This window comes from Bradyrhizobium sp. USDA 4532 (assembly GCF_024171315.1).
Classification (GTDB): domain Bacteria; phylum Pseudomonadota; class Alphaproteobacteria; order Rhizobiales; family Xanthobacteraceae; genus Bradyrhizobium; species Bradyrhizobium australafricanum.
In genome coordinates this window covers 1247833-1272182 of record NZ_JALJZN010000001.1, presented here as the reverse complement: position 1 = coordinate 1272182, position 24350 = coordinate 1247833, and the positions used below count along the sequence as shown (strand labels likewise).

The following is a 24350-nucleotide window of genomic DNA, read 5'->3' as shown; positions in this document are numbered from 1 at the left end:
TCACCAAACCATAAGACCGCGCCCGACGCCATCGGCGCCACCACGGAGAAAGCCGAAAATCGCCGCCACAATGACGGCCGCAACAAATCCGTCCAGGCGGTCCAGGAGGCCGCCATGACCGGGAATGATGTGACTCGAATCCTTTACGCCGAACCGCCGCTTCACCGCGGATTCGAAGAGATCGCCAAGTTGCGAGACCACCGACAACACGGCGCCGAGCATCAAGAGCGGACCGGTCGAGCCGATCTCAAAGGCGGCAAAGCCGGCCGCGACCAGCAGGCTCGCCCCGAAGCCGCCAACCGCGCCCGCCCATGTCTTCTTCGGGCTGACCCGCACCCAGAGCTTCGGCCCGCCGATACTGCGGCCCGCGAAGTAGCCGCCGATATCGGTGACCCACACGATCAGCAACACGAACATCAGCGCGGCAAAGCCCTTCGCCGTGTCGAGGCGCAGCAGGACCGATGCGATCTCGGCCCCTGCCGCATAGAGCAGTCCCGCAATGGCCCAGTTGCGCCGCGCGCCGGACGTCAGTGCCACAACAACCGCACCGGCGGCGAGCACGATCAGGGCCGCATCGATACGGCCGGCCATCAGGCATAGTCCGGCGAGCAGCAACGCGACCACGCCGGGCACCACGACACGGAGCTCGCGTCCGAGTCCGGTGACAACAAGCCATTCCGCGAACAATCCGGCCGCCGCCAATGTCACGAGGAGCGACCAGGCGACGCCGCCCATATAGGCCAGCGCGATCGCAACCGGCGCCAGCACCAGCGCCGCAATCACGCGCATCGCGAGATTGCGCGACCCCTGCTCGTTTGCTGCCGCCGGCGCGGCCTCGCCCTCGGTCACGATCCGGTTTTCGCAGCGAGCCCGCCGAACCGGCGCTCGCGCTTGCCGTATTCCGCAATCGCGCCTTCGAGCGCCGCCTTGTCGAAATCCGGCCAGTGAATCGGCACGAACACGAGTTCGCTATAGGCGGCCTGCCACATCAGGAAGTTGGACAGACGCTGCTCGCCGCTGGTGCGGATAATCAGATCCGGATCCGGAATGTCGGGCGCATCGAGATATTGCCCGAGCGTGTCGGCATCGATGGAGTTGGCGTCGCGCTTGCCTTCGGCGACCTCGCGCGCAAGGCGCCGCGCCGCGGCGGCGATCTCCGCCCGCGAACCATAGTTGAAGGCGACCACAAGGCTGAGCTTGACGTTGTTCTTCGTCAGCTCCTCTGCCTCGTTGAGCAGCGCGCAGATGTCGGCGTCAAGCCCGTCACGCTCGCCGATCACGCGCACCCGCACCCCGTCACGATGCAGCGTCGCCAGATCGTTGCGGATGAAGCGGCGCAACAGGCCGAACAGATCGCCGATCTCGCTCGCGGGCCGCGACCAGTTTTCCGAGCTGAAAGAAAAAATGGTGAGATAGACGATGCCGAGTTCATGGGCCGCACGCACCACGCGGCGCAGCGCTTCGACGCCGCGGCGATGGCCCTCGACGCGCGGCAAGCCGCGCGAAGCGGCCCAGCGCCCGTTGCCGTCCATGATGATGGCCACATGCAACGGACTGCCGGAGCGATCCGGTCCGTCAGCTGCTGGGGCGGCGGCGTTCGACATCGGCTCGTTCCCGTAGCGCCTTCAGACCGTCAGGATTTCCTTTTCCTTGGCGGCAAGCAGCTGATCGACTTCGGCGATCACGCCGTCGGTCGCCTTCTGCACCTCGTTCGACAGGCGCTCCTGATCGTCCTCGGAGATCTCGTGATTCTTCTCGAGCTTCTTGATCACGTCGAGGCCGTCGCGGCGCACGTGGCGTACCGCGACCTTGGCCGCTTCCGCGTATTTGTGCGCGACCTTGACGAGCTCCTTGCGGCGCTCCTCATTGAGTTCGGGAATCCGCAAGCGCAGCACCTGTCCTTCGGTCGCCGGCGACAGGCCGAGGTTGGAGTCGACGATTGCCTTCTCCACGGCCTTGACCATCGTCTTGTCCCAGACCTGCACCGAGAGCAGGCGCGGCTCGGGCACGCTGATGGTGGCAACCTGGTTGAGCGGCATATGCGAGCCGTAAGCCTCGACCTGGACCGGCTCCAACATAGAGGCCGCGGCACGGCCGGTGCGCAGGCCGCCGAGCTCGTGCTTGAGCGATTGCGTGGCGCCCTGCATGCGGCGCTTCACGTCGTTGATGTCAAAACCAGCTGCGGCCATGACGTTTCTCCCTTTCACTAGAAACCGGCTGTCGACGCCCTCGGGTCCAAAATCTGGACCCGGAGGCGCGGCAATCAGCCGGCGACGACGGTGCCGTGTCCGGTACCGCGCAGAATCGTACCGATCGAACCGGGCTCCGCGATAGAGAACACGATGATAGGCAGCGACGTCTCGCGGGCAAGTGCGAAAGCGGTCGCGTCCATGACCTTGTAGCCGCCCTCGATCGCCTGCGAATGGGTTAGGCGGTCGAAGCGCTTGGCTTTGGGGTCCTTCTTCGGATCGGCGCTGTAGACGCCGTCGACATTGGTGGCCTTCAGCACCGCCTGCGCACCGATTTCGGCCGCGCGGAGCACGGCGGTGGTGTCGGTCGTGAAGAACGGGTTGCCGGTTCCGCCGCCGAGCAGGACGATGCGTCCCTCGGCGAGATATTTGTGCGTTGCACTACGGGTGAACAGCTCGGAAATCTCCGGCATCACGAATGCCGACAAGGTCCGCGCCGGGGTTCCCTTGCGCTCGATCGCCGCCTCCAGCGCGAGGCAGTTCATCATGGTGGCAAGCATACCCATGGTGTCGCCGGTCGGCCGGGAGACACCGCGCGAGGACACCTCGACGCCACGGACGATGTTGCCGCCGCCGATCACGACGGCGACCTCGATACCGAGCTTGCGGGCTGCGATCAGGTCGTCGGCGATGCGATCGACCGTCGGTTGATCGATACCGAACCCGTGGGAGCCGGCCAGATATTCGCCGGACAGCTTGATCACCACGCGACGATAGATCGGCTCAGCCATGATGCAATCGCTTTCTTATCCCGCGCAGGCAGGCTTCCGGCGCAGAGCGCCGGACGCCCTGGTGTCAGCGGTTACTTCTTGCCGCTGGCGGCCGCGACTTCGGCGGCGAAGTCGCTTTCCTGCTTCTCGATTCCCTCACCGAGAGCATAGTTCACAAAGCCAGCGATTTTGATCGGCCCGCCGACCTTACCCTCAGCTTCCTTCACCGCCTGGGCAACCGACTTGCCGCTATCGTGGATGAAGGCCTGATCGAGCAGGCAGACCTCCTTGTAGTAGGTCTTCAGGCCGGAATCGACGATCTTCTCGATGACGTTCTCCGGCTTGCCCTGCTGGCGGTACTTGTCGGCCAGCACGTCCTTCTCGCGCTTGACGGTCTCCGGATCGAGCCCGGCCGGGTCGAGCGCCAGCGGCTTGGCCGCCGCGACGTGCATGGCGAGCTGGCGGCCGAGCACCGCGAGCTCGTCGGTCTTGCCGGCGGACTCCAGCGCCACGATCACGCCGATCTTGCCGGCGCCCTCGACAACCGCGTTGTGGACATAGCTCGACACCACGCCCTTGCTCACCTCGAGCGAAGCGGCGCGGCGCAGCGTCATGTTCTCACCGATGGTCGCGATCGCGTCGGAGATCGCGGTCTCGACGGTGACGTCGCCGACCTTGGCCGCCTTGATCTTCTCGACGTCGGCGCCGTTGTGCAGCGCGACCTGGGCGATCATCTTGACGAGGCCCTGGAACTGCTCATTGCGCGCAACGAAGTCGGTCTCCGAGTTGACCTCGACCAGCACGCCCTTGGTGCCGGAGGTCAGCGCGCCGATCAGGCCCTCGGCCGCGACGCGGCCGGCCTTCTTGGCGGCCTTGGAGAGGCCCTTCTTGCGCAGCCAGTCCTGCGCTTCCTGCATGTCGCCGTTGTTCTCGGTCAGCGCCGCCTTGCAATCCATCATGCCCGCGCCAGTCGACTCGCGGAGCTCCTTGACCATCGCTGCTGTGATCGTTGCCATCGTTCAATGTCCTTCTTGCCTGTACAGAAACCGCGGCGCCCGATGGCGCCGCTATCTGCGACAGGGAGATCGTTGTTCGTGGAATAGAAGCGGCGGCCGGGCGAGACCCGGCCACGCCGCGTAGCCTTTATTCCGCTTCGGCGAGCGTCTTGGCCTGGGCGACCCAGGCGTCGGCACGGCTCGGCAGACCGACTTCTTCGCCGATCTTGTGCGCGGTGTCGTGGTCGAGCTCGGCGAGCTGCCAGTAGTGGAAGATGCCGAGGTCGTTGAGCTTCTTCTCGATCGCACCGGACACGCCGGTGAGCTTCTTGAGGTTGTCGGCGGTGCCGCGCGGGCCGGCGAGGCCCTGGAAGCCGGACGGCGCAGCCGCCGGAAGGTCTTCCTGCACGGGCGTCGCCGACGCACCGATGTCGATTCCGGAATCACCCTGAGCGCGCGAGATGCCATCGATGGCGGCGCGCGCCACGAGATCGCAATACAGCGAGATCGCGCGGCCGGCGTCGTCATTGCCCGGCACCACATAGGTGATGCCCTTCGGGTCCGAATTGGTGTCGACGATCGCCGCGACCGGGATGTTGAGCCGCTGGGCTTCCTGGATCGCGATGTCTTCCTTGTTGGTGTCGATCACGAAGATCATGTCGGGAAGGCCGCCCATGTCCTTGATGCCGCCGAGCGAACGGTCGAGCTTGTCGCGCTCGCGCTGCAGCGTCAGCCGCTCCTTCTTGGTGTAGGAGTTGGCTTCGCCCGACGACAGCACGTCGTCGAGATGACGCAGGCGCTTGATCGAGGCCGAGATCGTCTTCCAGTTGGTCAGCGTGCCGCCGAGCCAGCGCGAGTTGACGAAGTACTGCGCCGAACGCTTGGCAGCGTCGGCAACGCCGTCCTGGGCCGAGCGCTTGGTGCCGACGAACAGGATGCGGCCGCCCTTGGCGACGGTATCGCTGACCGCCTGCAGGGCACGGTGCAGCATCGGCACGGTCTGCGCGAGGTCGATGATGTGGATGTTGTTGCGGGCGCCGAAGATGTAATCCTGCATCTTCGGATTCCAGCGGTGGGCCTGGTGGCCAAAGTGAACGCCAGCTTCAAGCAACTGACGCATAGAAAAATCGGGTAGCGACATAGTGATAATTCTCCGGTTGGTTCCTCCGGAAACGTGTGAGCAAACGCGCCTGAATGGCCCGGTTGCCACCGGACGGCCTTGAGAGCCATGTTTCCGTGTGAGATGGCGCGCTATATAGCGCGATTTGCGCCAGAAGCAAGGAAATACGGCCGGTTACACCGGCCGGCCGGGCCCAATTCGTGCCGAAACGGCCCTGTTTGGCGTCCGGAGTCCCCAGTTTACAGGGTCTGCACGTCGACCACGCCCGCCACCGCCTTGATCGCGCCGGCGATCTGCGGCGAGACCTTGTAGCGGCCGGGCAGCTTCATCTCCACCTCGGTTTCGAGGTCCAGCATCATCACCAGCGAGACGTCGCCATCGGCCCCCGCCGCCGGTGGCGGCGCGGCGGCCGGCTTCACGGCCGGTGCCTTTGCGGCGCCGCCCGGGGCAGGCGCGGCTTCCGGCATGTTGAGCCGGCGGGCGATCGACTCCAGCGGCTTGGTGTCGCGCACGAAGATCCGCAGGCCCTTCTGCGTCTTGGCCGCGGCGTGATCCAGCGGCTCGGCGTGCAGCACCCTCGCCCGCACGTCCTCGCCCTGCAGCTCGGCGCCGAGCTGCAACAGCACGGCCGCTCCCGGTTCGAGCACGTCGCGGTATTGCGCAAGGCCTTCCGAGAAGAGCACCGCTTCGAAATGGCCGGTCGGGTCCGACAGGCCCATGATGCCCATCTTGTTGCCGGTCTTGGTGCGGCGCTCCATGCGGGACACGACGGTTGCCGCGACCTTGCCGGCGGTGGCGCCGGTCTTCACCGCGCGCGAGAACTCCGCCCAGGACTGCACGCGCAGCCGCTTCAGCGCGGTGGCGTAGTCGTCGAGCGGATGGCCCGACAGGAAAAAGCCGATGGCGTCGTATTCGCGCCGCAGCCGGTCGGCGGGCAGCCACGGCTCGATCTGCGGCAGCATGATGCTCGGCGCATCCGCCGCGCCGCCGAACATGTCGTTCTGGCCCGAGGTCGCCGCCTCATGGCTGCGCTGGCAGGCGGCGAGGATCGCATCGGCGCCGGCGAAGACGCGCGCGCGGTTCGGCTCCAGCGTGTCGAAGGCGCCGGCCGCCGCAAGGCTCTCGATGATCCGCTTGTTGACGGCGCGCGGGCTCACCCGCGCGGCGAAATCGGCGAGCGAGGTGAAGGCGCCCTTCTTGTTGCGCTCCTCGATGATCTGCTCGACCGCCTGGATGCCGACGCCCTTCAGCGCCGCCAGCGCGTAGTAGATCGTGTTGTCGCTGACCTCGAAGGTCGCGCCGGAGCGATTGATGTTGGGCGCCTCGACCTTGATGCCGAGCCGCTGCGCCTCGGAGCGGAATTCGGACAGCTTGTCGGTGTTGTTGAGTTCGAGCGTCATCGACGCCGCCAAAAACTCGACCGGGTAGTGCGCCTTCATATAGGCGGTGTGGTACGACACCAGCGCATAGGCCGCCGCGTGGCTCTTGTTGAAGCCGTAGTCGGCGAACTTGGCGAGCAGCTCGAAGATCGTCTCGGCCTGGCCCTTCGCCACGCCGTTCTTCATCGCACCGTCGACGAAGATGTCGCGCTGCTTGTCCATCTCGGCGCGGATCTTCTTGCCCATCGCGCGGCGCAGCAGGTCGGCCTGGCCGAGCGAGTAGCCCGCCATCTGCTGCGCGATCTGCATCACCTGTTCCTGATAGATGATGACGCCGAAGGTCTCCTTCAGGATCGGCTCCAGGATCGGATGCAGATATTCCGATTCCTCGTCGCCGTGCTTGCGCGCGCAATAGGTCGGGATGTTCGCCATCGGGCCCGGGCGATACAGCGCCACCAGCGCGATGATGTCCTCGAAGCGGTCCGGCCGCATGTCGATCAGCGCGCGCCGCATGCCCTGGCTTTCCACCTGGAACACGCCGACGACATCGCCCCGCGCCAGCATCTGATAGCTCGGCGCATCGTCGATCGGCAGCGTCGCGAGATCGACATGGACGTTGCGCTGCTTGAGCAGCTTCACCGCGACGTCCAGCACGGTCAGCGTCTTCAGGCCGAGGAAGTCGAATTTCACGAGGCCCGCCGGCTCGACCCATTTCATGTTGAACTGGGTGACCGGCATGTCGGATTTCGGATCGCGGTAGAGCGGCACCAGCTCGCTCAGCGGCCGGTCGCCGATCACGATGCCGGCGGCATGCGTCGAGGCATGGCGCGTCAGGCCTTCGAGACGCTGCGCGATGTCGAACGCACGCGCGACCACCGGATCCTCGTCGCGGAACGCCTGCAGCTTCGGCTCGCCCTCGATCGCCTGCGCCAGCGTCACCGGCGCTGCGGGATTCTGCGGCACCAGCTTGGTCAGCTTGTCCACCTGCCCATAGGGCATCTGCAGCACGCGCCCGACGTCGCGCAGCACGCCGCGCGCCTGCAGCGTACCGAAGGTGATGATCTGCGCCACCTGGTCGCGGCCGTAGCGCTCCTGCACGTACTGGATCACCTCGCCGCGGCGGTCCTGGCAGAAGTCGATGTCGAAGTCCGGCATCGAGACGCGTTCGGGATTGAGGAAGCGCTCGAACAGCAGCGCAAACCGCATCGGATCGAGGTCGGTGATGGTCAGCACCCAGGCGACCAGCGAGCCGGCGCCGGAGCCGCGGCCCGGCCCGACCGGAATGCCCTGCGCCTTCGCCCATTTGATGAAGTCGGAGACGATCAGGAAGTAGCCCGCGTATTTCATGCGGGTGATGACGTCGAGCTCGAAGGCAAGCCGCTTGCTGTAGTCCTCTTCGGTCATTCCCGGCGAGAGACCGTGCACCCGCAGGCGATTCGCGAGCCCCTCCTCGGCCTGGCGCTTCAACTCGGCGGCCTCGTCGGCGGCGGCATCGGCGCTGGCGGCGGCACCCACCGTGAAGAACGGCAGGATCGGCTTGCGGGTCTTCGGCCGGAACGAGCAGCGCTCGGCGATCTCCACCGTCGAGGCCAGCGCCTCCGGGATGTCGGCGAACAGCACCGCCATTTCCGCGCGGGTCTTGAAGCGGTGATCCGGGGTCAGTTGCTCGCGGTTGGTCTCGGCAATCAGATGGCCGCCGGCGATGCAGAGCAGCGCGTCATGCGATTCGTAGTCGTCATTGCTGGCGAAATACGGCTCGTTGGTCGCGACCAGCGGCAGGCCCTTGCTGTAGGCGAGATCGATCAGGCCGCCCTCGGTGCGGCGTTCCTTGTCGGCCCCGTGGCGCTGCAATTCGATGTAGAGGCGATCGCCGAACAGACTGGCGAGGCGCTCGCAGCGGGTGGTCGCCAGCGCCGCCTGTTCTGCCCGCAGCGCCAGCGCGATCGGCCCGTCCGGGCCGCCGGTCAGCGCGATCAGGTCTTCGGCGTCGTCGGTGAGCCAATCGAACTTGATGTGCGGGGTCTGGTTGACCGGCGTCTCCAGGAACGCCCGCGAGTTCAGCCGCATCAGGCTGCGGTAGCCGCGCTCGCGCGCCGCCAGCAGCACGATTCGCGCCGGGCCCGTCGTCGCAAGGATGCTGCGCGTATTCGGATCGACGTCGCCGAAATCCACCGCCAGCTCGCAGCCGACGATCGGCTGGATGCCGTAGCCGGCCATCTTGTCGGAGAATTCCAGCGCGCCGAACATGTTGTCGGTATCGGTCAGCGCCAGCGCCGGCTGGCGGTCGGCCTTCGCGAGCTCGCCCAGCTTGGCGATCTTGATCGAGCCCTTCAGCAGCGAATAGGCGGAATGAACGTGAAGGTGAACGAATCCGGCATTCGGCATGACTGCTTACGGAAGCTCTTGCGTCAGGGATGGAGCGAGCGCCAGGGCCGGAACTCGAAAGTGTCAGACCCGACTCGCAATCCCATGGTGGGGCCTGACCCCTGCCAAGTCCACGCCGAACGCGGCGTGGCGGCAAGTCCTCCTGCTTTTCCCCAGGGGCAGACCATGCCGCCGGCGATGCCCCTGTCCCCGCGGGCGCATTTTCAGAATTGGGTGATCAGCTGGGCCCACACCGCGATCATCCCGACGAACAGCGTGATCGATGCCAGCGCTGCAGCTTCTTGCACGAAAATCTTCAACATGGCCGCTCTCCCTGAACCGGAACGTATGCAGAACATTGTTCCTTTTTTGTTCTAGGAGTCAAGCAATGCCGGCGACCCAGTTCGAGAAGTGACCCCTGTGGTTAATTCCTGAGCGGCCGACGTCTCGCCGCCGACAGTGATCCGGATGGCGAACTCGTCTTGAGCCTCCGGGGAGCTAGTTACCGCAGCAATTCCCAGCCTGCCTGGGAGGGCAAGGGACCGTTCCGTATGAGCAAAAAACGCAGCAATCTCCTGCTTTCGGTTTCAGGCGAGTGCCGCAGCCCTTGCAATCATAGAAGAACCGGCAGGCGTCGGTCGGCATCGTCTCGATGGAGACATGGCCGCAGGACGGGCACGTCAGTTGGGAAGTCAGCTGCAGGTCCGTCATGCCGCGAATATGCGGCGTTAACTGTTCGGTTGGAAAGCCCCGCCCAATCAAACCCGACCCGAATCCCGGAGCGGACGGCAAAGCCTGTCCCCTGCTCCTGGCCGATCGGCGGCGCCGCCAGGCCAACAAAAAACCCCGGGCCGAAGCCCGGGGTTTTCGATGCCGCTTGAATTAAGCGAGCGATCAGTACTTCGCGATGACCGGGCCACCGAACTTGTAGTTCAGACGGCCGAGGACCATGTCGGTGTCGCCACCGGTGTGGAAGCCGGTCACGGCAACACCAGCCGGGGTCACGAAGGTCGCGCCATGGGTGTCTTCGAAGATGTGGTTGTACTCGACGCCGAGCGACCAGCCCTGCGAGAAGGCGAATTCGAGGCCAACACCGACCGTCGGGCTCCAACGGGTGTCGAAGCCGGTCTCGGACGCCAGATTGCCGGCCGCGTTGAGGAACTGGAAGTTGCGATCGGTGACCGCAGCACCGCCCTTGGCGTACAGCAGGACGTTATTCCAGGCGTAGCCGATCTGACCGGTGAACAGGCCGAACGCATCGGTCTTCGAGCGAACGATGCCGCCCGGGACGACCAGGTTGCCGGTGCTGCCGGAGAAGTCAGCCCAGTTGCCCTGAGCTTCCAGACCGAACACCCAGCCGCCGGCCTGCCAGCGGTAGCCGATCTGGCCACCGACGGTGCCGCCGTTGGCGTCGAAGCTTCCGACGCCGCCGAAGCCGTCGACCGAACGGTTGTCGTGGCTCTGGCCCCAACCACCGTTGATACCAATGTAGAAGCCAGTCCAATCATAAACAGCGGCAACCATGGGCGGCGGAGCCTTGGTGTAAGGGCGAGCCGCGAGGTCAGCCGCGGAAGCAGCAGTCGCGCTGAGCGCGAGCATGCTGGCGGTGACAAGCAAAATCTTTTTCATTTTCCCGTTCCAACTTTTTCTACAGGCCCCCAAGGCCGCGAGACACCGTCATAGCAGCCCCCGGCGGAATTGCTGTAACTTCGCGGCAACAGGCAGGGCCAAACGACTTCCCTCAAATTTGAAGTTAATACTGTATTACGGGCGCTTCCTGGAATTTTTGCCACATAGTTGCCGCACAAACTTCACAATTCGGATCTGCGTGCATAGCTGCGCGCATGATCGTTGACCGGAACCGGCTTGTCCGATTTGGATCGTCGCCAAGGTCGCATCTTCGCAGCAAAAGGAATGCACATGCGCACGATGATTCTTGCTGCTGCGGCGTCTGTGGCCGCATTCGCAACGCTGGGGACTGCGCCCGCGCATGCCGTCGGCGTGCGTTACCCGTTCTGCATTCAAGGCGACCGCTATCCCGGCCTGAGCAACTGCTCCTATCCGTCGTATGAGGCGTGCCTGGCCACCGCTTCGGGCATCGGGCAGAACTGCATCGCCAACCCCTATTATGCCGGCGACAACGACCCGCGCTCGTATCTTCACGTGTCCCCGCGGGACCGCCGTGAGGGCAATTTCTTCGACCTGTTCATCCACTGATACGCTCGGTCCGGCAACCCCGGCGCGGGAATGTGAGTTGATCCGGCGCTGCGCACAGGTGCCTATTCGCGCGCGCTCGGCATCAGCATTGCCGGCGCCGACGAGGAGATTTCTGATGCGCAGTCTGATTCTGGCACTCTTGCCGACACTCCTGGCCTTGGCAGCCGCGCCGGCCAGCGCCCAGAAATACGATTCGACCTCGGCGGTCTGCAAAACCAACTACCGATGGGGCGGTGAGGATACCGACTGCGGCTACACGTCGATCGCGCAGTGCCAGGCTTCGGCGTCCGGCCTCGCGGCGATCTGCATCAACAACCCCTACTATGCCGGGCCGCCGATCGACAGGCAGCCGAGAGCATCAGGCAGACGGCCTCGCCCCGCTTATTGAGAGCCAGAAGTATTTCGTTCCGATCGAAGCGACACGGGAAAAGGCTCCGGATTCTCTCGTCTTAGCGCGGCTTCTTCACGCGCACCGCTAGCCAGTTCACGCGACGGCGCACTATTCGAGCTCGACAACCTGTCCGTTCGACAGCGACACCCGGCGATCCATTCGCGCGGCGAGATCCAGATTGTGAGTCGCGATCAGCATCGCGACCCGGGTCGCCTTCACGAGTTGCATCAGCGCGTTGAAGACGTGGTCGGCCGTGCCGGGATCGAGATTGCCGGTCGGCTCGTCCGCGAACAGTACCCGGGGCGCGTTGGCAACCGCGCGCGCGATCGCGACACGCTGCTGCTCGCCGCCCGAGAGCTCGGCTGGGCGATGGGTGATGCGATCGCCGAGCCCGAGATAGGAGAGAATCTCGGTCGACCGTTTCACGGTTTCGGAGCGTTTGAGGCCGCGAATCATCTGCGGCAGCATGACGTTCTCGAGCGCCGAGAACTCCGGCAGCAACCGGTGCGATTGATAGACGAAGCCGATATCGGAACGGCGAATCTGGGTGCGGTCGACGTCGGACATCTGCGAGGTCGGCGTGCCCGCGACATAGACTTCGCCGTCATCGGGGGTCTCCAGCAGGCCCGCGATGTGCAGCAATGTCGACTTGCCGGATCCCGACGGCGCCACCAGCGCCACCGATTGACCGGGCCACAGCGCGAGATTGGCGCCGTTCAGGACGGTCAGCGTCGCTTCGCCCTGCCGGTATTCCCGCTTGATGTCATGAAGATAGACGACCGGTGTGTCTTCCGCCCCCTCCGCCATGTGCGCTCCTTATTCGTACCGGAGCGCGTCGACCGGATCGAGGCGCGCGGCGCGCCACGACGGGTAGAGCGTCGCAAGGAAGGACAGCGTCAGCGCCATGATCACGACGGCGAGCGTCTCGCCAAAATCGATTTCAGCAGGCAGCTTCGACAGGAAATACAGCGTCGGATCGAACAATTCCGTGTTGGTGAGCCACGACAGGAATTGCCTGATGGTTTCGATGTTGAAGCAGATCAGCAAGCCGACCAGCAGACCGACCAGCGTGCCGACGACGCCGATCGATGCGCCGGTGATCAGGAATATCCGCATGATCGAGCCCTGCGAGGCGCCCATGGTCCGCAGAATCGCGATGTCCTGGCCCTTGTCCTTCACCAGCATGATCAGTCCCGAGACGATGTTGAGCGCCGCGACCAGCACGATCATGGTGAGGATCAGGAACATCACGTTGCGTTCGACCTGAAGCGCGTTGAAGAAGGTCGAATTGCGCTGCCGCCAGTCGACCAGGAAGACCGGCCGGCCGGCCGCCTCGGTCACCAGCTTGCGATAGGTCTCGATCTTGTCCGGATTGGTGGTGAACACCTCGATCGAGGACACGTCGTTGTTGCGGTTGAAATAGGCCTGCGCCTCGGTCAGCGGCATGAACACGAAGGTCGAATCATATTCCGACATGCCGATCTCGAACACCGCAGTGATCTTGTAGGGCTTGATGCGCGGCGTGGTGCCCATCGGCGTCACCGCGCCCTTCGGCGAAACCAGCGTGATCATGTCGCCGGCATGCAGCGAAAGCTGGTCGGCGAGGCGGCGACCGATCGCGACGCCCTGCCCCTCATCAAAGCCCTCGAGCGAGCCTTGTTTGATGTTCTTGGCGATCGAGGTGAGGTTGTTGAGATCGTCGGCGCGGATGCCGCGGATGAAAACGCCGGCGGCGTTGAACGGCGATGAACCGAGCCCCTGCCCGTCCACCACCGGCGCGGCGAGGCGAATGCCCTGCACCTGGCTGATGCGGTCGGCGACATCCTTCCAGTCGGTCAGCGGCGATTCCAGCGGCTGCACCAGAATATGTCCGTTGAGGCCGAGGATCTTGTCCAGCAACTCCTTGCGGAAGCCGTTCATGACCGCCATCACCACGATCAGCGTGGCGACGCCGAGCATGATGCCGAGGAACGAAAAGCCGGCGATGACCGAAATGAAGCCTTCCTTGCGGCGCGCGCGCAGATAGCGTCCGGACAGCAGCCATTCGAATGGCGCAAAGGGCGGGGTACGGACTGGCTCGCTCATGGTCTCATCCATCTGTCGATAATCCCATGATTCGGGCCAAATGTGGCCGGATTACCCCGCCGATCAGCGCGGCGTGAATAAACTTTAACCCGCGAGCTTCGCGACCACGTCGGCGGGGCTCATGTTGTCGCGTGAGCCGTCGCTGCGACGCTTCACTTCGACCTTGCCGTCCGCAAGCCCCTTGGGTCCGACCAGAATCTGCCACGGGATGCCGATCAGATCGGCCGCGGCGAACTTGGCGCCGGCACGCTGGTCGGTGTCGTCGTAGAGCACGTCGACGCCCTTCGCCGAGAGCTCGCGATAAAGCTGCTCGCAGGCGCCATCGACCGCGGCATCGCCCTGCTTGAGATTGAGGATCGCGGCGCGGAACGGCGCGACGGCCTCGGGCCATTTGATGCCGGCGTCATCGTGACACGCTTCGATGATCGCGCCGACCAGACGCGACACGCCGACGCCGTAGGAGCCGCCATGGATCGGCACGTCGACGCCGTCGGGACCGGCCACCATCGCCTTCATGGTCTCGGAATATTTGGTGCCGAAATAGAAGATCTGGCCGACCTCGATGCCGCGCGTGTTCAGCCGCTTTGCCTCAGGCACTTCCTGTTCGAAGCGCGCAGCCTCGTGGACGTCCTCGGTCGCGGCGTAGACCGAAGTCCACTGCTTGATGATCGGCGTCAGATCACCGTCATAATCGACGTCCGCGCCCGGCACCGGCAGGTCCAGCACATCGCGGTTGATGTAGACGCCGGACTCGCCGGTCTCCGCGAGCACGATGAATTCGTGGCTGAGGTCGCCGCCGATCGGGCCGGTCTCGGCCCGCATCGGGATCGCCTTGAGGCCCATCCGCGCAAAGGTGCGCAAATAGGCCACGAACATCTTGTTGTAGGAGCGCCGCGCGCCGGCCTCGTCGAGGTCGAACGAATAGGCGTCCTTCATCAGGAACTCGCGGCCGCGCATCACGCCGAAGCGCGGACGCTGCTCGTCGCGGAATTTCCACTGGATGTGGTAGAGGTTGAGCGGCAGGTTCTTGTAGGACTTGATGTAGGAGCGGAAAATCTCCGTGATCATTTCCTCGTTGGTCGGCCCGTACAACAGCTCGCGCTTGTGACGATCGAGGATGCGCAGCATCTCCGGGCCATAGGCGTCGTAGCGGCCGCTTTCGCGCCAGAGATCGGCGAGCTGCAGCGTCGGCATCAAGAGCTCGAGCGCGCCGGCGCGGTCCTGTTCCTCGCGAACGATCTGCTCGATCTTCTTCAGCACCCGGAAGCCGAGCGGCAGCCAGGCATAAATGCCGGCAGCCTCCTGCCGCATCATGCCCGCGCGCAGCATCAGCCGATGCGAGACGATCTCCGCCTCTTTCGGGTTTTCTTTCAGGATGGGCAGGAAAAACCGCGACAATCGCATGGCGTTACTCGGGAATCAGGAAAGCCTGGGAAGAGCTGCAGTGAAACCGGATCGGCTGTGAAAACACAAGGCCGCCAAATAAGAAAAACCCTTCAAATCAGGCGATTTTCGGCCATTTGAACGAATTCGTGCCGTCGAAGCACCGAGCGCGCCGACCGCGGCTTTACCTGACCTCGAAATCGTCTTCCAGTGTCACTTTCTTGAAATCGGTCACCAGGGCGTCGATCTGCATGTGCCAGCGGCCCGGCACCGGCAGCGGCACCTTGCGCACGTGCCAATAGCCATCGGCACCGCGCGCGGCGGCGCGTTCCATCGGTTCGATGCCGCGCTCGGGCAAGCTCAGCGTCAGCGTCGCCTCCTTGGCCGTGAACGGGCTGGCATCGCCGTTCATCAGCTGCAGCACGAAGTTATTTTGCCCGACCTTGCCCGGCGCGATCAGCACCTGGAACATCGCGGCATCGGTGTGAATGTGGACCGCGAGCGGAACATCGGCCGACATCGCCAGCACGCGCGGCGGCGGCGTGAAGCGCCAGAGTGCAACGAGGCCGAGAATGGCGATCATCAGCACGAATTCCAGCGCGATCGAGCGCTGCAGCGGCCGTGTCCGATGAAACTCGCGCGCGATGGCCGGCGTGAACACCAACCGGTTCAGCGCAGCGAGCCCGAGCAACAACACCACCAGCACCAGTTTCGCAACCAGGATGTTGCCGTACCCGGTGTCGATCAGCGCGTGAAAACTGTCGAGCTGGACGATCGCGAGCGCCAGGCCCGACAAGGCGATCAACGCGACGACCGGCACCGCGATCGTCGAAAAATGCCGCAGCACCCGCAGCAGCGAATCCTTGCGCTGCCAGGCAAGCACCGCCAGCGGCGCGAGCGCGCCCATCCAGAACGCCACGCCCACGCCATGGATGAACAGCGCGGCTCGCGTCAGCCATTGCGGCGAAGCGGTGGCGGCGTGGCCGCTGACCGCAAACGACAGCCCGACACAGATCATTGCGATCGCGGTGCGGGTGAAGGCTGCACCGAACGACGGACTGCGCCAGGCAATCGCCGCGATCAGCATCGCAGCGATCGCGAGCAGCAGCGCGGGAAACAAGCTGGTGCCGGCGGCGCTGGCCCACGCCGCCCACGTCACGATGCCCGACAGCGGCAGGTTCAAGAGGTCGACGCCCTGCAGTCCAAGCGACGCGATCGCGCTGACAAGGCCGATCTTCAGCGACCACATGATCAGCCGTTCGCCGGCCGGGCCCTGCCCGATCCAGGCCGCAAAGAACACGCCGCCGACGCCGGCAAACAGGCCCAGATAGAGCCCGAGCCGCGCCAGCCAGATCAACACATCGAGCACGCCGTCGCTTGACGGCGCCGCCGAGCCGGTGACGACGCCGATCGAAAACAGCAGCGAGCCCGCGACCGGATGGCCATCCTGCGACACCACGCGATAGCTGACCACCTGCGTGCCCTGTGGCAGGCCCGCCGGCAGCGTCACCATCACCGACTGGTCGACGGCGCGGAACGCGACGTCGCGCGGCTTGCCCGCGGCGTCGAGCAGGCTGACCGCCGTCGGCGCCACCGCTTCGTTGAAGCGGAGCACCACCGTCCTGGGTGCTTCAGCCACCACGCTGCCGTCGGCCGGTTCGGCGCCGATCAGGACGGCATGCGCATGGGCTGAGGTCGCAAGACACAGCGCCACGAGCAGCGCTGCGAGGTTTGCGACCAGCCGCATCGCTTACGACTTCGGCAGCAGCTTGACGCCGGGAGCCGGTGTCTTGCTGCCATGGTCGTGCCCGCCGCCCTGCCCGTCGGCTGGGGTATCGATCCAGCGGCTGACGCCCTGCTCGCACTCCTGCACGACCGGAAAGTACAACGTGGTGTTGGGCTTCAAGGTATCGGTGAGAAACGTCTGCATCACGAACTCGTCGTAGTTCTGGTCCGCAAGCTTGCCACCGCTCCAGGCGACTTCCTTGACGCCCTCGGAAAGCTTGGCGCCGTGATAGTCGTATTGGGCGGCGTATTTGCCGGTGACCGCATCGAGAGTCCAGCCCGCCTTCGGCATCGGCTTAACTCCGATCACGCCCTCCGGAATCTGCACCCGGATCTTGATTGTCGCCGAGCCCGCGCAGCCATGCGGCACGGCGAACACCGCCTTGTAATACGATCCGACCGCCGCCTGCTTTCCTTCGAGTGTGATATGCGCGATCGCCGGCTGCGCTGCGAGCAGCGCCGCCGTGGCAATGAGGAGCGTCTGTGATCGCATGGCTGCCTCACATCTTCTTCATGTCCATGTGACCGGAATGGTCGCCATGGCCGGAATGACCGCCGCCCGGCCCCTGCGCGCCGACGGCCTGCACGTCCAGCGAGACCGAGACCTTGCCGGCCTTTTCGAACTCGAGCGTGACCGGCACCTTGTCGCCCTGCTTCAGCGGATTCTTCAGATCGAACATCATCAGGTGATAGCCGCCCGGCGCGAGCTTCACGGTCTTGCCGGGCTCGATGGTGAGGCCTTTGTCGAGCGCACGCATCTTCATCACGCCATTGTCCATCGACATCTCGTGGACTTCGATCTTGCCGGCAACATCGCCGGTGCCTGACACCAGCCGGTCGGGCGTCGTCCCCTTGTTCTCGATCGTCAGGTAGCCGCCGCCGATCTTGGCGCCGTTCGGCGTTGCGCGCGTCCAGGCCTGCGTGATCACGAGGTCGCCGGCCTTGACGTCCTCGGCGCGCGCGGACGTCGAGACGAGTGCAGCGGTCAGCCCTGCGAGGGCAAGGATGCGGGGGAGCGTCTTCATGGCGACGGATTTCCTTTCAAGTTGTAATTCAAGTGTCATCGGGTTGCTGCCGACTGGGCGCTGGACCATTTGTTCAGATCGGCGATTTCGGCCGCCCCTTCGATCGTCGTGATCGTTCCATCCCGGGAAATCAGCATGGTTCGCGGGATATCGCCTTGCCAGGCCGGATCGATCTCAAATCTCAACCGCTCGGCAAAGCCGTCGTCGAAGATCCAGTTTTCGGCCGCGCCGAGGCCGGCGCGATCCAGCATCGATCGCGTCGCTTCCGGAAGGTTGGGAACCAGATCCGCGCTGATCGTGACGATATCGATTCCGGGATGATCCTTCATGAACTGGCCAAGCTCCGGCAGCTCGACCTTGCATGGTCCGCAGGTCACTCCCCAGAAATGCACCAGGGTCGGACGACCGGCATGCGCATGCAGCAGCTTTTGCCAGCTGCCGCGTTCAAACGGCCTTGGCGCGCCCTCTCCCGCCGCCAGTGCAGTCGGCAGCGTTGCGAGCAGGACCAGCGCCGCGAGCAGATAACGCTTCATGGTTCGCCCTCGATCGCTTGAAAATGGTAGCCGTCGGCCTTCGTCATCCACGACAGATAGGTCTGCCGGCTGTTCGAGACGAGCAGCGGATGGTCGGAACTGTCGGCGGTATCCGCGATCACCGTTGGCTTCGACCATGTCGCTCCATCGTCGTGCGATGTCATGAGATCGATTGTCGTCTTCTGCCCGTCGAATTCCTTCCAGGCCATGACAAGCCCCTGCGGCCCCGCGATAATCTGCGGCCGTGACGGGCTGCGGTTCGGCTGACCGACCGGAAGCGGATCGGAGAAGGTTTTGCCGCCGTCGTGCGAGCGCGCATAGAACAATCCCTTGCGCGCCTTGCCGTTGGTGTACCACGTCACATGGTAGGTTCCTTCGCGCGATATCGTCAGGCTCGGACCGTGATGCGGACAGGCCGCGATCTGCCAGTCGTCGCGGCTCACCAGATGGATCTCGCCGGGCGTAGCCAGATCGGAGAACGTCACGACCGCATGGTCGCGCACGCCGCCTTCAAAGATGTTCCGGAACACGACCACAGGATGGCCCGCACCATCGAACGCCAGCGCGAGGCGGCAGCACTCGCAGGTGTTGTCGGCGACGAGCCGCGCGTCGGAATAGGTTGCTCCGCCATCTCCCGATGACGCGAAAAACAATCCGGCACCGTCATATTTCTGGCCGCGCTGCTGCGCCGGCACGCGGTTGCGCTTGTCGAGCCACGCGGCAAACATCGCCCCCGCAGGATCGAAACCGATCGCCTCGAACCGTTGGCTCTCATTGTTCGTGGTGATCGGCTTCGGCGCATCGAAGCTGCGCCCGCCATCGGTCGATCGCGTGGTCAGCACCTGGCCGTTGAAATTCTGATCGCGGAAGATCGAGAAGGCCACAGCGATGTTGCCCTTGGCATCGATCGCAAGCTTCGGCCGCGCATCCGGTCCCCAATCGAGACTGAGCCGCTCCCGTGTGACCTGCACCGGTGTGGAAAAGCTCTTGCCCTGGTCTTTTGAGCTCGCGACGGAGATCTGGCCGCCGGCCATCCACACCAGCCACAATGTCCCATCCCGCCCAAAGGCGGGCGTGACCTTGGTCGCGCAGCGCAGGGCCGTCTCTTCGCAGGCCGCTTCGGAGGCGTGCTGATGGCTCATCTGTGCGACGGCAAGGCTCGGCAAGGCCGCGAGCATGAGCGATGCAAGCAGCGTCAGGGCGACCGGTTTGCGATAGGTCATCGATGCGCTCCTCATTTGAACGCAATCTTCATGCCCGCCACGACGGCGCGCGGCGATCCGGCATAGATCGAGTTGGTCGAGTTCGCTAGTACGCTCGCGGGATTTTGAATGCCTGCCGCGGTCACCGAATTTGAGATGTTGTTCGCCGACGCCACGTACGTCCGGTCGAAGACGTTCCTCACCTCGATGTAGAGGTTCAGCGCCTTGAAATAATCGGAGACGAGATCGGTCTTGTAGTGCAGATTGAGGTTGACCAGCTCATAGCCCGGCGCCTTCAAGAGGTTGGCGTTGTCCATGTAGAAGCTGTCCTTCCACTGCACTTCGACGAACCCGCCAAATCCCTGAAACTGACCCGACAGCTGGTCGTAGCCCAACCGCGCCGTGAGCTCGTTCGGCGAAATGCCGGGAATCTTGTTGCCGGCGCGATTGAAGCTGAACACCGCGCCGTTCGTGATGTTCTCGACGTATTCCGTGTAGACCTCGTCGAGATAAGTGTAGGCCGCCGAGAACCGCCAGCCCGGCAGGAATTTCCAGTCGGCGGCCAGCTCGACGCCGCGATGCTCCGATCGCGGCGCGTTGAACGTGTAGGAGATGCCCGCAAGCGGCGTGGCCTGAGAAACGAGCTCGTCCTTGAAGAACTCGTAGAAGCCCGTGACGCTGAGCTTGAGCGCGTTGTTCGGTGTCCAGTCGGCACCGACATCGTAACCGAGATTCTTTTGCGTCCGCAGCTGGGTGTTGTTGCCCGAGGCGCCACTCGGCAGGACGAACAAATTGCTGACCTGCGGCGTGCCGTATCCGGTTGCCACTCGTCCACGGACTTGCCACTCGCTGCTCAGCCGGTACAGCAATGCGAGCTCGGGCGCGGTATTCTGGAATTGCCGGTCCGCCGTCGTGATCGCCGTGGTCGTGGTTCCGGCCGCGCCGGCGTAGCTGTAGGCGGTGTTCCGGCCCGTCAGACTGGTGGCCTCCCAGCCAATGCCGGCAACGGCCGTCAGCGCAGACGTGAGCTTCAATTCCTCGCGTGCGCGAACACCGTAATTTGTCGTCGTGCTGAACAAATTGCTCGACAGGCTTCCGAGCGTCGCATTTCCGCCCGGCATTACATTGCGCGTGTCGCTCGACGCGGTGAGCGTATTGTAGAAGCCGCCGAAATAGGTCGTCGAATCCAGCCCAAAAATATCGCCGCGTCTGACGACGTCGCTCATGTAGTTGTAGGACGGGAAGTCGCCGATCGCGCTCGTCGATCCCGTCGGTTGATTGATATTGCGGTCGTCGAAGACGAACTGGTTGCGCCAGGTGGTCTGGTTGTCGAAGTCGTGCTCCCAGCGGCCGCCGACGATGGTACGGCGGTCGTCGCGCCCGAGACCGGCCTGAACCGCGGTCTCCCTGTCGGTCCCGGCCGCCGCGTTGAATCCGTTGTTGAACAACGTCACGGTGGCGCATCCCGGCGCGGCCGTCGCGCCGGTCGTGCAGCCCTGCTGGAACGGGTTCTGGTAGAACTGGTTGAGCGAGGAGCGGATCGGCAGGCGCGTCGTCAGGTCGTTGTTGATCAGCTTCACCGTGAAGCGGTCGTCCGGCGTGACCTGCAGCGTGCCGAGGAAATTAACGGTCTGTGTGTTGAACCAGCTGTTGCCGATGTAGCCGTCGCCGCGCGCGTCGCTCGCGAACAGCGAGGCCTCGAAATTGCCGACCTTCTTGCCCGCCGCGAGATAGTTGTTGAGGTAACCGAAGCTGCCGCCGTCGACGCCATACTCGACGCCGTCGATCTTGCCGCCCGGCCGGGTCCTGAAATTCAGCGCGCCGCCGGTCGCATAATTGCCGTAGAGCGCCGATGACGGCCCGCGGACCACGTCGATGGCGCCATAGGCATGCGGATCGATCAGGTCGCTGCGCGACAGGCCGTCCGGCTGGGTCACCGGGAAACCGTCGTCGAAGATGACGAGGTTGCGGATGCCGAAGCCGTTCCGCGCATTCGACCCGCGGATCGAGATGCCGAAATCACGCGGGCCGTTGCCCTGCTTGATCGAGATGCCCGGACTGTCGCGCAGCACATCGGCGACGGAGAACGCCGGTCGGTTGTCGAACTGGCTGCGGTCGATGGTCGTCTGCGTTTGGCCTGTCGGCGCCCGGTTCAAACCGTCGCGGGTCGCGGCAAGCGTCTCCCCCGGCCTCGCGCCGTCCGCTGGGGCCGCCGTCACGGCTGGCGCTGTCGCCGGCTTCGGCGGCCGCCGCACGGACGCGGCACGAACGCGCGGCTTCTGCGCCGCCGGCTTGGCGCGCACCGCCGTCCGGGGCGCCTCGACGGTGACGGAGGGTAGCTCTGTGCTGGGCGCCTGGGCTTCGGCAGCGGACGGCAATGCGCAAAGCGTCGCGCCCAGCGCGAGCACGCTTGCCGCCTCCAGCGGATGATAGCGAAACATGGATGAATCCTGACACCGGCGCTCTGGCCGGCTTGCTCAAGGGCACTTGCTGGCGCGGGACGCACCGGCAGCGACAAGGTCGTCAGGAAAACAGCGGCGGCGCGCGGGCTTGCGCCGAGAGGCCGGCGCGCGAACGATCGAGCTCGGAGGCGAAATCAAGCCAGGCGATCGGGTTCGGCAGGCGTTCGACGGCCTGGGCCACAACTTGCGGGCTATCAACCGGCGCACCGGTCTGCAGCACGCTGCAGGCCGAGCAGCAGCCGTCATGGGCGTCGTGACTGGTCTGGTCACCCTGCCCCGCTCCGGAGCCGGCATCGCCGTGGCAGATGGTGGCGGCCGCGAGCGGATCGGACGCGGCAAGGCTCGCCGCCCAGCAGGCCCCGATCGGTGCAAGAATCTGCACCAGCAGGGCAACCAAGACGATGGGCAGAAAATTCTTCAGCCGCCGGCGCATCGCAAATCCATCCGCCACGGAACTAACCACCATGGGCGCCGGAAGTCGAGATCGCCGATGCGTCCGGTTTCTTCCAGCCGACGGAAATAACCGAGCGTGGCACTTGCGTCACGGCAACTCCGAAATCAGTCGTATCCCCTTACCCTGCCACGTGTTTTATATCTCCCGTCACAACCGCCGGTGGCGCCATCCCAATCATTTCGCAAATTGCTCGAAAATTGAACAATCGTTGCCGAAAATGATGACAAGCCTGGAAAGATAGTCTACCAATTCGGGCTCAGGCCAGCCGCGAGGTGTGTCCTGGTGGTCCAAGTCTCGGGAGGAGCCCGACGCGCACAAGCAGCGTCACCCCATCAATCAAGATCAAATCGAATTTTTGGGGCAAATAGGGTCGACACAATTTTTGGAGCAGGGCTTTGAGCCCTGCTCTTTTTTTATGTGATGATCGCAATCCGCTATGGCTCCATCATTGAATCCGATCGAACGCAGCTTTGAACTCGCAGCAGCGGCTTGCGATGATCTGACACCGTCAGTCTATCGCCGCCTGTTTCGCGAACATCCCGAGACGCAGGCGATGTTTCGCACCGAAGGCAGCGAGCCGGTGAAAGGCTCGATGCTGCAGCTGACGATCGAAGCCATCCTCGATTTCGCGGGCGAGCGCCGCGGACATTTTCGCCTGATCGAATCGGAAGTGTTCTCGCACGACGCCTACGGCACGCCGCGCGAACTGTTCGTCGCGTTCTTCGCGGTGATCGCCGATACGCTGCGCGACATTCTCGGCGAGCAATGGTCTGCGGAGATCGATGCTGCGTGGCACAAGCTGCTCGGCGACATCGAAGCCATCGTGCTGCAGCAGAAACATCTCGTGGACGAGAGGCCGTAGCGTCACCGTTCCGATTGTGACACACTCGCTTTATCCGCGGCGCGTGCAACTGACGCCGACGGTCAGAAAAACGAAGAGGGAGCAAGCAATGCCAGGGACCGACAAGGGGATGGACAAGGCGTCGACGACGCGGCGCGACCTTCTGCAGATGGCGGCGGCAGGTGGAGCTGCGGCCGGCCTGTTCGGCGGAATGGGCATGACGACGTCGGCGCTCGCCGCCGAAACGGGACGCTCGGAAAAGCCGCTGAAGGCGGCGTTCTCCAATGCCGGACTGCAGGCGACGTGGTGCGCGCAAGGCAAGCAGGCCGCCGAGTTCTGGGGCAAGCTGTTCAACGTCGAGGTGACCTGGTTCGACGGCCAGCTCGATGCCGTCAAGCAGCGCGCCGCGATCGACAACATGGCGTCGCAGAAATGGGACTTCGTCGCGATCCAGGCGTTCGGCATCGGCACGCTGACCCAGCCGGTGCAGAAGATGATCGACGCCGGGACCCCCGTGATCGACATGGACACGCTTATTGCTCCTCTCGATCAAATTAACGTCCACTCGTTCCTCGCACCTGACAACGAGTTCATGGGCGCCTCCGTAACGCAGGCGCTGTGCAACGCGATCGGCGGCAAGGGCAAGGTCATCATGACCCAGGGCGCGCTCGGCCATACCGGCGCGCAGGGCCGCGCCAAGGGCTTCAACTCGGTCATCAAGCAGTTCCCGAACATCGAGGTGCTGGATACCCAGCCCGCCGACTGGGACGTCTCGAAGACCGCCCGGCTCTGGGAAACCTATCTGACCAAATACTCGCAGATCGACGCCGCCTTCTTCCACAATGACGACATGGCGCTCGCCGCCTACAACATCATGAAGGCGCGCAACCGCACCAACATCCTGATTGGCGGTGTCGACGCCATGCCGCCGGCGATTCAGGCGGTCAGCGAAGGCCGCATGTTCGCGACCGTCCGCAATCCGTCCTGCCGCATCCATGGCGGCGCGATCGTCGCGGGCGTCGCCGCCGTGGTCGGCGGCGAAAAGAGCGGCCAGGGCATTCCGAAGAATGTCGTGACCGACGGTCCCGTCGTGACCAAGGCCAACGCCGCCGGCATGCAATGGATGGAGGATCATTTCCTGATCTGAGCGGGCCT

23 protein-coding genes are annotated in these 24350 nt (G+C 64.4%); 4 read left to right on the top strand and 19 right to left on the bottom strand.

The annotated features are described in order from the left end of the window. From J2R76_RS06170 to J2R76_RS06130, 9 genes are all read right to left on the bottom strand, one after another. Window positions 1-849: a phosphatidate cytidylyltransferase gene (locus tag J2R76_RS06170; protein WP_168855889.1), complete on the bottom strand. Its 849-nt coding sequence runs from the start codon at window positions 847-849 to the stop codon at window positions 1-3. After that, window positions 846-1604: an isoprenyl transferase gene (locus J2R76_RS06165; RefSeq protein WP_057016496.1), complete on the bottom strand. Its 759-nt coding sequence runs from the start codon at window positions 1602-1604 to the stop codon at window positions 846-848. Before J2R76_RS06165 ends, J2R76_RS06170 begins: the two co-directional genes overlap by 4 nt. A gap of 21 nt (window positions 1605-1625) precedes the next feature. After that, window positions 1626-2189 (bottom strand): ribosome recycling factor, encoded by a 564-nt coding sequence (gene frr, locus J2R76_RS06160; RefSeq protein ID WP_028334007.1) that lies wholly within the window; start codon window positions 2187-2189, stop codon window positions 1626-1628. Between the two features lie 74 nt (window positions 2190-2263). Further along, window positions 2264-2980: a UMP kinase gene (gene pyrH, locus J2R76_RS06155; RefSeq protein ID WP_253623834.1), complete on the bottom strand. Its 717-nt coding sequence runs from the start codon at window positions 2978-2980 to the stop codon at window positions 2264-2266. Between the two features lie 71 nt (window positions 2981-3051). Beyond that, on the bottom strand, window positions 3052-3975 hold the full coding sequence (gene tsf / locus J2R76_RS06150; protein ID WP_057016494.1) for a translation elongation factor Ts: 924 nt from the start codon (window positions 3973-3975) through the stop codon (window positions 3052-3054). A gap of 127 nt (window positions 3976-4102) precedes the next feature. Continuing rightward, on the bottom strand, window positions 4103-5095 hold the full coding sequence (locus J2R76_RS06145) for a 30S ribosomal protein S2 (protein WP_057016493.1): 993 nt from the start codon (window positions 5093-5095) through the stop codon (window positions 4103-4105). A 218-nt stretch (window positions 5096-5313) separates the two neighbouring features. Beyond that, a complete protein-coding gene (dnaE, locus tag J2R76_RS06140; RefSeq protein ID WP_253623833.1) occupies window positions 5314-8838 on the bottom strand; it encodes a DNA polymerase III subunit alpha in 3525 nt (1174 codons plus the stop codon). Window positions 8839-9315: 477 nt separating this feature from the next. Further along, window positions 9316-9528, bottom strand: coding sequence for a GDCCVxC domain-containing (seleno)protein (locus tag J2R76_RS06135; protein WP_375166481.1), 213 nt, complete (start codon window positions 9526-9528; stop codon window positions 9316-9318). A gap of 183 nt (window positions 9529-9711) precedes the next feature. Further along, entirely contained in the window at window positions 9712-10446 is a 735-nt protein-coding gene (locus J2R76_RS06130; protein WP_028333998.1) for an outer membrane protein, read from the bottom strand. A 291-nt stretch (window positions 10447-10737) separates the two neighbouring features. Between J2R76_RS06130 and J2R76_RS06125 the strand changes: the two genes are divergently transcribed. Continuing rightward, complete coding sequence (locus J2R76_RS06125) at window positions 10738-11034, top strand: DUF3551 domain-containing protein (RefSeq protein WP_246786911.1); 297 nt, start codon at window positions 10738-10740, stop codon at window positions 11032-11034. Window positions 11035-11149: 115 nt separating this feature from the next. Continuing rightward, window positions 11150-11422 carry a DUF3551 domain-containing protein gene (locus J2R76_RS06120; RefSeq protein ID WP_253623832.1) on the top strand — a complete coding sequence of 91 codons (273 nt, stop codon included), beginning with the start codon at window positions 11150-11152 and terminating at the stop codon, window positions 11420-11422. 111 nt (window positions 11423-11533) lie between these two features. Here J2R76_RS06120 and J2R76_RS06115 read toward each other — a convergent pair whose 3' ends face one another. The 10 genes from J2R76_RS06115 to J2R76_RS06070 form a co-directional block, all read right to left on the bottom strand. Continuing rightward, window positions 11534-12232, bottom strand: a complete 699-nt coding sequence (locus J2R76_RS06115; RefSeq protein ID WP_016840545.1) for an ABC transporter ATP-binding protein — start codon at window positions 12230-12232, stop codon at window positions 11534-11536. Window positions 12233-12241: 9 nt separating this feature from the next. Then, a complete protein-coding gene (locus tag J2R76_RS06110) occupies window positions 12242-13522 on the bottom strand; it encodes a lipoprotein-releasing ABC transporter permease subunit (protein ID WP_028339647.1) in 1281 nt (426 codons plus the stop codon). 72 nt (window positions 13523-13594) lie between these two features. Continuing rightward, entirely contained in the window at window positions 13595-14914 is a 1320-nt protein-coding gene (gene proS, locus J2R76_RS06105) for a proline--tRNA ligase (protein WP_038380332.1), read from the bottom strand. Window positions 14915-15077: 163 nt separating this feature from the next. Continuing rightward, window positions 15078-16640, bottom strand: coding sequence for a copper resistance CopC/CopD family protein (locus tag J2R76_RS06100; RefSeq protein ID WP_253623829.1), 1563 nt, complete (start codon window positions 16638-16640; stop codon window positions 15078-15080). Between the two features lie 3 nt (window positions 16641-16643). Further along, window positions 16644-17171, bottom strand: coding sequence for a YcnI family protein (locus tag J2R76_RS06095; RefSeq protein WP_253623827.1), 528 nt, complete (start codon window positions 17169-17171; stop codon window positions 16644-16646). Window positions 17172-17178: 7 nt separating this feature from the next. Then, window positions 17179-17703, bottom strand: coding sequence for a copper chaperone PCu(A)C (locus J2R76_RS06090; RefSeq protein ID WP_168855893.1), 525 nt, complete (start codon window positions 17701-17703; stop codon window positions 17179-17181). Window positions 17704-17738: 35 nt separating this feature from the next. After that, a complete protein-coding gene (locus J2R76_RS06085) occupies window positions 17739-18236 on the bottom strand; it encodes a TlpA disulfide reductase family protein (RefSeq protein ID WP_168855894.1) in 498 nt (165 codons plus the stop codon). Beyond that, the gene (locus J2R76_RS06080; RefSeq protein WP_233475380.1) at window positions 18233-19459 is read right to left on the bottom strand and encodes a sialidase family protein; all 1227 of its coding nucleotides are present in this window, start codon (window positions 19457-19459) and stop codon (window positions 18233-18235) included. The genes J2R76_RS06085 and J2R76_RS06080 overlap by 4 nt, the downstream gene beginning before the upstream one ends. Window positions 19460-19470: 11 nt before the next feature. After that, entirely contained in the window at window positions 19471-21879 is a 2409-nt protein-coding gene (locus tag J2R76_RS06075) for a TonB-dependent receptor (protein WP_253623825.1), read from the bottom strand. A gap of 82 nt (window positions 21880-21961) precedes the next feature. Then, window positions 21962-22351: a DUF2946 family protein gene (locus J2R76_RS06070; protein WP_253623823.1), complete on the bottom strand. Its 390-nt coding sequence runs from the start codon at window positions 22349-22351 to the stop codon at window positions 21962-21964. Between the two features lie 439 nt (window positions 22352-22790). On the opposite strand from J2R76_RS06070, the gene J2R76_RS06065 reads away from it, so the two are divergent. Both J2R76_RS06065 and J2R76_RS06060 read left to right on the top strand, forming a co-directional pair. After that, window positions 22791-23216, top strand: coding sequence for a globin (locus J2R76_RS06065; RefSeq protein WP_057016481.1), 426 nt, complete (start codon window positions 22791-22793; stop codon window positions 23214-23216). An 88-nt stretch (window positions 23217-23304) separates the two neighbouring features. Further along, on the top strand, window positions 23305-24342 hold the full coding sequence (locus tag J2R76_RS06060; protein WP_057016480.1) for a sugar ABC transporter substrate-binding protein: 1038 nt from the start codon (window positions 23305-23307) through the stop codon (window positions 24340-24342). The last annotated feature ends 8 nt before the right edge of the window (window positions 24343-24350 follow it).